General features: G+C 51.1%; 9 protein-coding genes. 3 read left to right on the top strand and 6 right to left on the bottom strand.

Translation table 11 applies throughout. From position 1 onward, the window contains the following. The first annotated feature begins 72 nt into the window (after nt 1-72). The gene (locus tag JT719_RS19755; RefSeq protein ID WP_207435453.1) at nt 73-813 is read left to right on the top strand and encodes a hypothetical protein; all 741 of its coding nucleotides are present in this window, start codon (nt 73-75) and stop codon (nt 811-813) included. Between the two features lie 261 nt (nt 814-1074). Next, a complete protein-coding gene (gene trxA / locus JT719_RS19750; protein WP_207435452.1) occupies nt 1075-1401 on the top strand; it encodes a thioredoxin in 327 nt (108 codons plus the stop codon). Nucleotides 1402-1501: 100 nt separating this feature from the next. Here the strand turns inward: trxA and JT719_RS19745 are convergent, their stop codons facing one another. The 5 genes from JT719_RS19745 to JT719_RS19725 all read right to left on the bottom strand — a co-directional run bounded on the left by JT719_RS19745 (nt 1502) and on the right by JT719_RS19725 (nt 9203). Then, nucleotides 1502-3433 (bottom strand): hypothetical protein, encoded by a 1932-nt coding sequence (locus JT719_RS19745; RefSeq protein ID WP_207435451.1) that lies wholly within the window; start codon nt 3431-3433, stop codon nt 1502-1504. 323 nt (nt 3434-3756) lie between these two features. Next, nucleotides 3757-6786 carry a M4 family metallopeptidase gene (locus JT719_RS19740; protein ID WP_207435450.1) on the bottom strand — a complete coding sequence of 1010 codons (3030 nt, stop codon included), beginning with the start codon at nt 6784-6786 and terminating at the stop codon, nt 3757-3759. Between the two features lie 27 nt (nt 6787-6813). Continuing rightward, nucleotides 6814-7137: a hypothetical protein gene (locus tag JT719_RS19735; protein WP_207435449.1), complete on the bottom strand. Its 324-nt coding sequence runs from the start codon at nt 7135-7137 to the stop codon at nt 6814-6816. Nucleotides 7138-7486: 349 nt separating this feature from the next. Further along, complete coding sequence (locus tag JT719_RS19730; RefSeq protein WP_207435531.1) at nt 7487-8491, bottom strand: isoaspartyl peptidase/L-asparaginase family protein; 1005 nt, start codon at nt 8489-8491, stop codon at nt 7487-7489. A gap of 142 nt (nt 8492-8633) precedes the next feature. After that, nucleotides 8634-9203, bottom strand: coding sequence for a hypothetical protein (locus tag JT719_RS19725; protein WP_207435448.1), 570 nt, complete (start codon nt 9201-9203; stop codon nt 8634-8636). 74 nt (nt 9204-9277) lie between these two features. Between JT719_RS19725 and JT719_RS19720 the strand changes: the two genes are divergently transcribed. Beyond that, a complete protein-coding gene (locus tag JT719_RS19720) occupies nt 9278-9808 on the top strand; it encodes a DUF4385 domain-containing protein (RefSeq protein ID WP_207435447.1) in 531 nt (176 codons plus the stop codon). 162 nt (nt 9809-9970) lie between these two features. Here the strand turns inward: JT719_RS19720 and JT719_RS19715 are convergent, their stop codons facing one another. Continuing rightward, complete coding sequence (locus tag JT719_RS19715) at nt 9971-12226, bottom strand: protein-disulfide reductase DsbD family protein (RefSeq protein WP_207435446.1); 2256 nt, start codon at nt 12224-12226, stop codon at nt 9971-9973. Between the last annotated feature and the right edge of the window lie 211 nt (nt 12227-12437).

The following is a 12437-nucleotide window of genomic DNA, read 5'->3' as shown; positions in this document are numbered from 1 at the left end:
AAACCAAGTTGGTATTCTGTGCTGCTTTTATGCTGCTTTTCCTATATTTAGAGGAATCCACCGTTCGCCTGTATGCGCCTTTCCCTCACCTTCAAGAACGTGATTGCCTTTCTGGCTCTCCTTTTCATTTGCCATGAACTGCACGAACTGATTCATATTGTGGTAGGCTATCTGCTGTGCGGCTGTTTTGGGGAGCGGAATTTTGAGGGTTGGGAAGTATGCGCCTCCTGCCCGGAGTCTGTCACCATTGCCTGGATCACCCTTGCGGGACCGTTGCTTACGTACGGGCTCATGTGGGTGGCTTTCTTTCTGATGTCTTCCCGCAGGCCCCTCAGGCTCCAGGCTTTTGGTTGGGCATTGTTGTTCGCTAATCTGCCGCTGGGCCGCATTCTGCCCGTTCTGGACCGGGAAGGCGATGAATCGTTCATCACGCGCCAAATCATTCAGAAAACCTCTATGACGGTGATGTCCTGGGGTACCGAGATGGCCATTGTGTTCCTGCTTACTTTTCCGGTGCTTATCCGCGCCTGGCAACTGCTGCGGCCTAAACACCGGATTCTGGTTTTCGCTGGTTTTCTGGTTCTCCCTTTGCTAGCTGAGTCAGTCTTAATGAACAAGCTTGCCAATTACGTTCTGAAAATGGGACTTCTGACTTATGATGGAATTTTGGGCACTCCGGCCTTGGTGCATGCCTGGAACCTGGGTTGGCTGGTGGTCTTTGGATTGACATACCGGCATTTGTTCACGCTGCTTTCCCCGGCCGAGGTAACACTCCGTACGACCAAAGAAGCATCTGCCAAGGCTGAGATTTGAAGGAGTTTCTTTGTAAACTCATCAGAAATGCACCGCCATTCTGTCACATGTTTTTCTTTCTGGCTCAGGCCCAACCTTTTCCCAATGAATCAGTAGATATACTAGTTTTTTAGAACTGTTGCAGCAGAACACTCCTTCTCGGTATCCTTTAGGATATTGACAAACCTGACACAAATGCGTTAGTTTTACTAATCTAAAGGTTTGGTTCTATTTTTGAACTAGGTCTTTCATCATTTATGATACTTATATAAACAGACAATTATGGCAAATAAAGCAATCGAGATCACCGATTCTAACTTCGATGAGATCATCAATTCAGATAAACCTGTTCTTGTAGACTTCTGGGCAGAGTGGTGCGGACCGTGCCGCATGGTAGGCCCGGTGGTTGAGGAACTGGCTGGCGAATACGAAGGCCGTGTGGTAGTTGGTAAAGTTGACGTTGACTCCAACCCACAGACTTCTGCCAAATTTGGTATCCGTAGCATTCCAACCCTGTTGGTTTTCAAAAACGGACAAGTGGTAGACAAACAAGTAGGTGCTGTTCCTAAAAACGTATTGGCTCAGAAATTAGAAGGCCAATTAGCGTAAGCAAACCTGCCTTATCATACAAAAAAGAAGCCGCTCCTTGCCAGGAGCGGCTTTCTTATTTTAGGCCTGTTTTTTAGGAATAAGGCTGAAAAGAAGCTCTCTATTGGCAACCACAGAGGTTTTTCTCGGCGGCGCAGATATCGGCGTAGCCCTGGTCCAGGCGCTGGATGAACCCGCTGAGCCGTTGGTTATGGTCCCGTAGAGCCTCCAGCTTCAAATCCTTAGGAGAGGCCTTGTACAGGGCATCCAGTTCGCCCACGTGTTTCTTCAGTTCCAATTTCTTCTCATAGAGGCGCTGCACGTATTCTGGAAGAGACTCCGCGGGGTATTGCGTCTTGAAGGCGTTTTCCATGCAATCGTCCTGTTTCAGGTAGGCAATCACCTTGCGCTCTATTTGCTGGTTCAGATCCTGTAAGCGGGCTTTCTCCTTTTCCAGTTGCTGCTCTTCCAGACGTTGGTTGAACAGGCGGGCGGCCAGTTTCACTTCCTCGCGGCAGCTCCGGCACTTGGTAGAATTGGCTTTGTCCAGCAGGTTGTTCCGGAAAGCGATGTTTTCCTCGGTAGGCGGGGCATCGCGCAGGCGCGACACTTCTTTGGCGTACACATCATTGAACTGTGCCGATTCCAGGCGGTTGAGGTGGCGCTTGATACCTTCGCCTTCCAGCGTACTGGCAAGGAACTCGGGGTTAGGCAGTTCCACCGCGTAAATCTTGTTCAGGTACTGCTCGCGTTGCGCCACTGAATAGGCCCGGGCCTGCTCCTGCTCCAGATCCAGAACCGTGTTTACGAGCTCTTTTCCGTTTTTCAGGTTAAAATCAGACTCCATGTAATTGTCGGCGGAGGCCAGAATGGAGGCATATTCACCTTTGAACACCCGCTGGTACGTGTGGTTGCGGGAAAACTCATTATCGCGCTGGTTGGCCAGGGTTTTCAGGCGCTTGTAGTCCTGCACCACCGCGAACAGGGTTTTGGCGTTGGCCTCTGGGCTGTTGTTTTTATAGTTGAGGCGGTAGTTGTTCAGGTTCTGTTTCAGGTCAGAGAAATTGCGCAAAAACTCCACAAACAGCTTTTCCTGCTTGTAGGCATCCTCGGTGACCAACCCAGCAGTGAAGGCCTGCTCTATTCTAATGCGGCGTTTCTCAATGGTTTCTGAGGTGATCTCGCTGCCCGAGAGCGCATCCATGCGGTACAGTGACTTGTAGTTGGCTACCACCAGCACCGGGTAGTCTTTGTAGTTGAGCGCGGCTTCCAGTTTCTGCCGCTCAAAGCCTTGCGGGCTGTTGCTGAGCAGTTCCGTCAGCCTCATGGTGCGCAAGGCCGGGATCTTGGCGAACGATGGCACAAAAACATACACCCGCACCGAGTGAAGCCGGGTATCAAAGTTCTGGCCTTCGTACAGCCTGATGGTGGAGCTGAATTTATATTCTTTGCGTTGCGCCGAGTTCCTGATCAGGTTCCCGAACTCGCCCACCAGTGAAAGCATGGCGGCCTGCGGGGTTACCTGCTTGGCAATATTGGTGAGCTGGTTGGCGATGATATTGAAGAACAGCTCGCGGCTGTCTGAGGTGAACAGCTTGGCCTCCACGGTAGCGTCTATGTTCCGCTCATCGGCGGCCAGCGGTAATTTATCTATGATCCGGATGGCGTCAATGTTGTCCGAGATCCGGGAAGTGTAGTTCTTTTTGTCATTGGCGGGCTCAATGGCGAAGTTGTACAGTGGGTACACTACCGGTTCCTGCCCAAAAAGTTTGGCGTTTTTCAGCTGCGCCGAGATAAACAGAGACTCCAGGTTGATATAATCACGCCGGCGGGCCTTGGTGGTGCCCTGCTCCAGTTCATTGATCACCCTGGAGAATTGCCCCGGGTTAAACAAATACATGTCAGTAGTGAGATACTGCCACTCATCTGTAAATTCAAACTTATCTAAATAGTTGTACCCCAGACGGGTCTGAATCATGTCCTGTGCCTGGCCCGTAAAGGTGCACAATAGCAGGAAAAGCAGAAAGGAGCGGGTAATGCTTCTTGGCTTCATGTATTCACTTTTTATGATGTATGTCCCTGATTAACGCTGCTATGCGCTAACGCGTGTGTTCCCCCACAAAGTTCGCTCCTAAATTGACTATTCCCAAGAGTTCCTGCAGTTGCTTTGCGTAATGTTTCTCCCGACCTTTCATTTTTTACCTTTTAAGACGGAGTCTCTAGCTAAAATGCATTTTCATGAGGTTACTCTAACAACTGCCTTATAGGGTTCTCTTCGTTTGAGTATCTTCAACACTAGCTTACCAAACTTTTTAAAAAAAGAGCCCTGCCAGTAAATCCTGGCAGGGCTCTTCTATATGTGCTAAATTACAAAAACTATCTCTTAACAAGCTGGTAACTTGAAGTCACATTCCCGTTGGTCAGGCGCAAGATGTAAGGACCGGAAGGTAGATCCTGCAGCGGCAGGGTTTTCACATTCATGCCCATAGAAGCTTGGTTGTACAAGAATTGCTTGCATTCCTGACCTAGAATGTTGACTATCTGAATGGAGACAGGTCCTTTCCCTTTGTACTCAAAGCTGAATGACAACACATCAGTGAACGGATTGGGGTAAGCTAAAGCCTTCACTTTATCGGCTATGTCCTCTTCAGAACCTAAGATATTACGGGTTCCCTGGGCGTACCAAACAGCCCACTTTGAATCCCCAATCAAACCGGTGGCATCTCCATTGGCCAGGAGTTTGTCTTCAGCCATGGGCAGGACTCCAGTCACAAAAGAGGCCCCGTTCGCAGATTTCGCGCTAAAAACAACCCGATCATCCTTTCTATTAAAGGAAGGATAGTTCATCACGCCATTTGAAAAGACAGATCTATACACCAAGGTCTTCAGGTTCATAGTCACCAGAATGTAGGAGACTTCTGAGGGATCCTGCGGATTTCTACCGATGTAATCAAAAGTGACTATATGCGGAGAGTTCTTGGAGAAAGACGGGTTGATCACGTCTGAACTAAAGTGAACAAACTTTTGCACCTCGCCATTGGCAGCGTTATCAGCCTCTCTTTGCCAAACCTCTGCTAATCCAATGTTCCAGAATTCCTTTTCCTCGTCTTCCTCTTCATAGGAGTACAAGGCATCGAACAGAATCTTCTCGCCGGTGTAATCCCACTCCAAGCTATGGATATCCAGAATCTCCTCCTCGTCATACAGGGGAACGTTATTCTTAATTTCTACCGTAGACCATTGGTTTCTGGCGATGTTTAGGATGTATACCAAAGGCTCCTCCGTTGACTTAACCGCCGCTAATTTGGTTCCGTCTTTAGATACTGCCACGTTATCCCAGATGGTACGGTTGTCAATAGTGCGCTCATTGACGCTGCCTTGTAGATTCACCGCCTTGATAGTGCCATTCTGGGCCACAAAGTAGGCTACGGTTCCATTATCCGTCACGCTGGGCTTCCCTTTTAACTGCGTATTGGTAAGGATGGTGGCAGTTCTATTGGCAAGGTTTGCGTTTTGGAGGGTGTTATCCTGGGTATTCACAAACAGAACGAAATCGGCCCCAGGATTCTCAGGCAGATGGGTGAGATAACCATCCTCCGTTGGGCCTGTGGCTGGTTCTACAATCCCAACCGAAGTAAAAGCATTTCTGGCAGCAGTTACCGCACCTGAGTTAGCTCCGTATAGATCTATGGCAGCTTGTATCACCGCATATCTCAGGTCAGTAAACTGCGAATATCTGGTCAGGTAGCGGGTAAGCGCGCGGTAATAAACCCGTCCGGCTTTTTCTTTGTCCATGCCTGTAGCAGTGGCGAATAAATAGAAGGCTCGGTTTGGAATACCGCTGTTCACGTGCACCCCGCCGTCATCTTCCTCCCCGTCATACATTTCGCTGACGTGGGCGGGCTGATACCCTTGGTTAAAGTCGGCAAGGCTGGTTCCGCCGTTATGCGGGTCCTGCATGCTCCTGAGCGCCCCCGAAGGATACGCAGTACGTTTTACGATATCTTCCCCTACAAGCCAGTTCTTGCCTTCAATGAGAACACCAAAGACATCGGCCATGGATTCATTGATTGCTCCAGACTCGTCTTGGTACTCCAGGTTAGCGGTGTATTGAATGACTCCGTGGGTTAGCTCGTGCCCTGCCACGTCTAAAGCGCCCGCCAGGGGTTTGAAAGAAGTGTCTCCGTTGCCGTACAAAATGAAATTTCCGTTCCAGAAAGCATTGTCCATCAGCTCTCCTTCCTCGTCTTTCACGTTGATAATGGAGACAATGGACCCTCCTTTTCCGTCAATGGCGTTGCGGCCGTGTTTTGTCCTGAAGTACTCATAAGCGATGCCGGCGTTGTAATGCGCAGAAACGGAAGAGGCGCTACTCCAGGCGTTATCTTCAGAGGTGACATAGTACATGGTTGCCTCTTCACTGCCATAGGCTTTGTCTTGCAGGTCCAGAGTATAAATGACTCCCACTCCGGTATCGGGCAGCGAAGACTGCGTACTGTTGAACATGGGCCGAACCGCATCCAACAGGTAATAGGTGTTTCCTTTCTGGTAGGTGTTCAACGACTGACTTACGTTGTTCAAGTCTTTGGCCGAAGCCGTTTTAGGCCCGTCAATTGAACAAAGATGGTTGTACTTGTGCAATACGGCACCGCTCTGGGCATCCACGAAATACTCCCACCGGTGGAGCAGATCGGGCTGTACGGTCACGTGCCAGGTTAGCCGCTCTGCTTTGGGATCACGTTTAGGATGATAGATCACCAACTCCGCAAAGGATTCCTTCCTCCCGAAGAGAGAGTTCGCGTTTCTGCCGTGAGCTTTCAAGGGGCTAACGCTCACCGCTGCCAACGCAGTCTTGATAGCTGCTTGCTCAGACACCGTGGGGATCACACTTACCAGCGAAGGAGTTGGGAAATACTGACCATTTAGCAGAGACACCTGGTTGTCCTGAGCATGCAGGAACACTTCCCCGCCGTACACCGGCACCCCCCGGTACTTTTGCTGCATCTTTAGGTGGGTTTGCTGCAGTGCATCGGTCTCCAGACTGGCTACCGCAAATTCCTGGTTGGGCTCTACAATCTGCAGGGTGGCCTTCAGTTCTCTGAGGTAGGAAAAACCTGCTTCCTGGGGAGAAGTAGCTTTACGGGCGTTCTGTTGTCCTTTCTGGTTTATTTTCCCTTTGATAAACACCGGAAGCTTAGATTTCTTCTCTCTGATCACCTCTATCCCCTCTGGCGTTGCTGGCCCCTGCTGCAGGGCTGTATGGGTGTTTGCCACCCCTACAGAAGCGACACCAACCGGCTGGGGCAAAATGGAAGCGTTCGGTTTCCCCTGCCCCCAGCTTAGTGGCACCTGGGCAAAGCAAAAGAAAACCGCTATGGCTGCTTTTCTGGTAAATTTTGGATGCATAGGGTATAGGATAGAGGTTTGATGATTTTATTTCTGAACCAATGCCTGTAATTGGCGGTAAAGTGCCTGCACTTCAGTTGGGGGCGTAAACTGATGGCTGCCCCACACAGCTTCTTTGCCTGGATTTGACTCCTCACCCAACTTTATGAATTGGTACACATTACCTGGATGCTTAAAGGACAGGTCTAGTTCGGTTGCTTGTTGAAACATCCTGGCGGCCTCTTTCTCGCTCACGCTGGCAAGTTCCTTCACTTGCTTGGTGAAAGGCTCTTTCTGGAACAGTTGCCCGTTGGGCAACAGCACATATTCGGTTACCTTTCCGCCAACGCCTCCCCCATTTCCCCAGGACAACCGGTTACCTGTGTAAGATTCATATGCTACTTTTTTCTGCGAGGAACAACCTGAAGGAAAGCTGACCATCCCGACAGAAAACAAAAGGGCAAGAACATAGAAGAAACTTCTCATGCAAAAGAAAAGACTACTAAAACAAGGGATTGTAAATCACTAGAACAGAAACAATAATACAAAAATTGAGCAAATAAATACAACAAATCACTTAAATATCAAAAATATTGAATATTAAATACTAGTAAATAGATCTGAGTCGTGTTATGAATTAAATCAGCCCGCGTAAAACAAAAGAGGCCGGAAACGTTTCCGGCCTCTTTTGCAGAATTCAATCCTAAAACAGAGTAGCTGCTTAGTCTTTATAAATCAGTACTTCGCTTTTCTTGTTGTTGATATAGCCCCGGTACATGCCCTCTGAGTTGAAAGGCATGGCAAAGTTTCCGTTTTTGTCCAGGGCAATCACGCCGCCTTCGCCGCCAAACTTTACCAGCTTGTCCATCACTACATCATCGGCGGCTTTCTTTACGGAGGCACCTTTGTATTTCATGACAGCGGCAATGTCATACGCCACCACTGCCCGGATGAAGTACTCGCCGTGCCCAGTAGCCGAGACAGCGCAGGTGTTGTTATCGGCGTAGGTTCCTGCACCAATAATGGGCGCATCGCCTACCCGGCCGTAGCGTTTGTTCGTCATACCACCCGTGGAGGTAGCCGCCGCCAGGTTACCGAACGCATCCAGGGCCACCGCTCCCACGGTCCCGAATTTTCTGCCTTCGGTGAAGATGTTTTCGCCGGGCACTATGCTGCTGGTGGTATCTGAGTGGTCAAGCTTCACTTTTTCGCTGGCTTTGGCTTTCTGCAGTTGCTGGTAGCGGGTCTCGGTGCGGAAGTAAGATGGATCCACAATCACCTGCCCCTGCTCTTTCGCGAATTTCTCGGCCCCGGCGCCAATCATCATTACATGCTCAGATTTCTCCATCACCGCCCTGGCCGTGGAGATAGGATTCCGGATAGTGGTTACGCTGGCAATGGCTCCGGCTTTCAGGGTTTTGCCGTCCATAATGGCAGCATCCAGCTCGTTTTTGCCTTCGTTGGTGAAAACGGCTCCTTTTCCGGCGTTGAACAGCGGCGAGTCTTCCATCACCCGCACCGTGGCTTCCACGGCATCCAGGCTGGAACCGCCTTTCTTGAGCACGGCGTAACCGGTTTGCAGCGCCTGGTTCAGCACTTCCTGGTAGGCCTTCTCTTTCTCTGGCGTCATGTTTTTGCGGGTAATGGTGCCCGCCCCGCCGTGAATGACCAGGGTGATTTTACTGTAATCTGGCTTTGCCTGCTTCGCCCAACTGCTGAGCACCATCAATAAGCAAAACCACGTGAAAAGGAATTGTTTTTTCATTGGATTTAAGGAAACAGGTCAAAAACAGATGAGGTAGAGAAAAGGGCTTCTCTACCTCATCGTGGGTGAAAGATACGTTTTTTGGTCCTGCTTCCCAAAGGGCTTACTGCCCCGCCTGCTCTTTCTTGATACGCTGGTAATCTTTCAGATCGGCGCGGTTTTCCAGGGCCACATACTCGGCCTGCAGGGCTCTTATTTTGGTGGCGTGCCGCAGGATGATGTCGTCATGCAGGGCTTTCTCGCGGTCGTTAAGGCGCTTATAGATAGAGTTAGCGTAGTCCCAGTCCTCGGAGGTCCAGACGTCTTTGCGGGCGCGTACCTGCTGCATGAAATACACGTAGGCATCGCGCAGACTATCCGGCGAGACCTGGGACAGGTTGCGGTAGTCCCCCAGCAGTTCCCGCTCCATTTGCGACTGTTTGCCGGCCACCGGACCACGGGCCTCGCGCAACTTCCGCTCAGCGCGTTGCCTTGAAAGAGCACGTCCGGCCTCTTTCAGTTCATCTTTGGTTTTAGTGGCGGCGGCGTTGGCTTTCTCGTCTAGTTTTTCCAGCTCCCGGGAGGCCAGTTCTTTCCGTTCACGGGGCGTGGTATCGCAGGACACCATGGAGGTAGCGAGCAGCGCCGAGAGGAACAGAAGCAGGGGTAACGGAAACAGATGCGTTCGTTTCATAGTAGTACAAGGTGATTCAACTGGCATACGCAAAGATGGGGCCAGAAGGTACTTTTCCGCAACTGCATTTGGGTATGGCCAAAAATAGCTTCAATTATTCCTTAGATTTCAAGAAAACCAACTTCAGGGAACACCCCGAGCTGTACCGCGTGGGCGTGGGCGAACAGGGCGTGCTGCTGGTGGAACCCTATAAAAGCGAGATTCTCCCGCACTGGCGGTTCAAAAACGTAGAAGTAGCCACTGCCTCGGCCCAAACTATTTACGCCATGTTTGAAAAGTATCTGGCGGATGGTGATTTTGTGGGTGCTGACATGGCGCGTAAGTTTCTGCAGATGGGTTTCACCCGCGCCCGACGTTACGCCAATCACAAAGGCGGACGCAAATACGAACCCTCAGCAGAAGCCCAGAACGAAGGCCTTCCTTACCCGTACTCTTCGGGCAGCGCCCACAAGGGAAACCCCGTTCTACCCCAGGAAGCCGATGCCCTCACCAGTGAAAAAGCCCAGGCGGCGGCCGTGTTCAAAGAGTACTGGTTCCGGGCCAAAGACCACCCCGAGTATTTAACCCAAAAGCAGCAGTTCCGGGACAAGTATTATGAGAAGTAGCGTTTCGGGGCTGATTTCCTGAAAACGGCCTCAAACTAGGGTCCATATCTGCCCTGAATTGGCATTGGTTAAAAGCAATCGGGCTTCTGTTTTGAAGCTGTTTCCTGTGAAACACGCTCAAAACAAAAGCCCGCAGGGTATTGGAGTTTCTGAAGCTCAATCTTACATCACCGGCTGCTTACGTGCTTTGTAGGCGGCTACCCCGGCATCCAGGAACTGAATGAATTTCTGCACATCGGGCTCGTAGGCTACCGGAGGCACCAGAACATTCTCGTTTCCATCCATTAAAACGTAGTACGGCTGGGCGTTCACGTTGAATTTGGTGATCTGGTAATCGGCGTACTTTTTCCCGAGGGTAGTTTTCTGTTTCCCGTCATAAGAGCTGGTATACCACTCGTTTTGGGGCAGCTCCTGCCGATCATCCACGTACAGCCCGGCAATGATGAAGTTCTCTTTCAATCGTTTCAGCACCTCGGGGTGAGACCATACGCTTTCCTCCATTTTACGGCAGTTCACGCATCCGTGGCCGGTGAAATCAACCAGAACCGGTTTGCCTTGCTGCTCAGAACAACGTTTGGCCTGCTCTAAATCATAGTACCCCTGCAAACCATGCGGCATGGCCGGTAATTGGTTGGCGTATTTGGGCACCTCACACAGGGTATTGGCAACGGTAGAAGCATTGCTTCCTCCGTTGTTTCTGGCCAAAGCAGACACGTCAAAATCCTGGGTAGATTGCGGCGGCAAATAACCAGCCAAAGCTTTCAAGGGAGCCCCAAACAAGCCCGGCACTAAGTACACCACAAACGCAAACACCAGCACCGCAAACAGGGTACGCGGCACGCTAAGGTATGGCAAGTCTGAGTCATGCGAGAACTTTAGTTTGCCCAGCAGGTAAAAGCCCATCAGGGTGAAAATCACGATCCACAGCGCCAGGTAAATCTCGCGGTCCAGTAAGCGCCAGTGGTACACCTGATCGGCCATGCTCAGGAATTTCAACGCCAAGGCCAGCTCAATAAAGCCCAGGCACACTTTCACGGAATTCAACCAGCCGCCTGACCGGGGCAGGGTGCTCAGCCAGTTAGGGAAGATAGCGAACAGGGTAAACGGCAGCGCAAAAGCCATGGAATAGGCGAACATGCCCGCAATTGGCTTCAGGGTCTCCCCTCCCGCTGACATTACCAGGAGGGAACCTACAATGGGCCCGGTGCAGGAAAACGATACCAGCACCAGCGTAATGGCCATGAAGAACACACCGTAATAACCACCTTTATCGGCCTGGGCATCGGCTTTATTTACCAGCCAGTGCGGCAGCGTAATCTCAAACATGCCCAGAAAAGACATGGCAAACAGCAGGAACACCACAAAGAACAGCAGGTTCGGGAACCAGTGGGTGCTCAGGAAGTTTGCTACCTCCGGACCCGCCAGTTTGGCTACCAGCGTACCGATGAGAGTATAAAAGGCTATAATAGACAACCCGTAAACCAAGGCTTTGATGATGCCGCTCACCCGCGAAGCACTGCCGCCGGTGAAAAAGGTCACCGTCATGGGAATCATAGGGAAAACGCAAGGAGTCAGCAGGGCCAGCAAACCCGAGAGGAACGCCCCTACCATGAACTCCCAAAGCCCCACGGGAGCGGTGGAACCGGCCGCGGCAGAAGTAGCCGCAATGCTTGCCTGGGTTTGCGGTGTAGTGGCAACAGAAGTTTTGCCGCTGTCAGCCGCCTCCGGGAAGGCGGTCACTTGGGTATTGTCGCTCAGGAGCGAGGTATCGGCGGTGAGGGCGGCGGTGTTGGTGGAAGCCGGATCTGCTGCTGTAGGCGTGTTGGCGGCACCAATCTGGTCGGGGTTAGAGGCTCCGGGGGCCGGAGCAGCCCCGCCGCCGTTGTTTGTCCCCTGACCCTGGGCCGGTGAAGGAGCTGGAGCCGCCGCGCCGGGCAACACCTTAATCTGGGTGAAATTGAACTCGCCCTCGCCGGGAATACACTGGCCGTTCACCTCAGAGCACACCTGGTACTCGTAGCTTCCTTTCACTACCAACGTAGGCTGCAGTACCTTGATCCGTTGCCGGAACTGAGCAGTTTTGGTGAAATAGGTATACTCGCCGCCCCAGGTCTGGTCAAACTTTTTCTTGGGGTTCACGGGTTTGATTTTGCCCACCAACGCGTAGGAAGGGTGCTTCTGGAACGTGAACGTGGTCACAATTGGTCCCAGGTCGGGGTCAAAGTCAGAGGAGTAGAGATACCAATCCGGGATGATTTTAGCGTTGAAGATCAGTTCCACCTCCTCGCCTACTTTCACCTCGGTGGCAGATACGTCATGGCTCCAGGTAGAAGGTTTGAGTACCTGGGCCTGGGCCGCCAGCGTGAAAAAGAACAAGGTCAGCAGCAATCCCCAACCGCGTTTCCAAACTATAGTCATTTGATTTTTTTAGCTTCTGATATAGAGGGGCTAAATTAATACAATTACCCCGTAAACCCGAATAAACCCGCTCCAAGACTGCGTATTTCAAAGCCCGCGGTGGTTTACTTTCTGTCACCGTTCACGTAGAGGAAACGAATATAATCTCTTTGATAGTGCCGATAAACCTTTAAATTTGATGCAAGCGACCTTTTGTTACCCCTGAAAGGAC

Origin of the sequence: Sabulibacter ruber (assembly GCF_017355955.1) — a bacterium.
In the GTDB taxonomy this organism is placed as follows: Bacteria; Bacteroidota; Bacteroidia; order Cytophagales; family Hymenobacteraceae; genus Nibribacter; species Nibribacter ruber_A.
The sequence above is the reverse complement of the archived record's forward strand: the minus strand, read 5'-3'. Positions and strand labels throughout refer to the sequence as shown.

Excerpts from the sequence above, each read along its gene's own strand:
- JT719_RS19745 (WP_207435451.1), bottom strand. The coding sequence starts at position 3,433 with ATGAAGCCAAGAAGCATTACCCGCTCCTTTCTGCTTTTCCTGCTATTG.
- trxA (WP_207435452.1), top strand. The coding sequence starts at position 1,075 with ATGGCAAATAAAGCAATCGAGATCACCGATTCTAACTTCGATGAGATC.
- JT719_RS19725 (WP_207435448.1), bottom strand. The coding sequence starts at position 9,203 with ATGAAACGAACGCATCTGTTTCCGTTACCCCTGCTTCTGTTCCTCTCG.
- JT719_RS19715 (WP_207435446.1), bottom strand. The coding sequence starts at position 12,226 with ATGACTATAGTTTGGAAACGCGGTTGGGGATTGCTGCTGACCTTGTTC.
- JT719_RS19720 (WP_207435447.1), top strand. The coding sequence starts at position 9,278 with ATGGCCAAAAATAGCTTCAATTATTCCTTAGATTTCAAGAAAACCAAC.
- JT719_RS19740 (WP_207435450.1), bottom strand. The coding sequence starts at position 6,786 with ATGCATCCAAAATTTACCAGAAAAGCAGCCATAGCGGTTTTCTTTTGC.
- JT719_RS19730 (WP_207435531.1), bottom strand. The coding sequence starts at position 8,491 with ATGGTGCTCAGCAGTTGGGCGAAGCAGGCAAAGCCAGATTACAGTAAA.
- JT719_RS19755 (WP_207435453.1), top strand. The coding sequence starts at position 73 with ATGCGCCTTTCCCTCACCTTCAAGAACGTGATTGCCTTTCTGGCTCTC.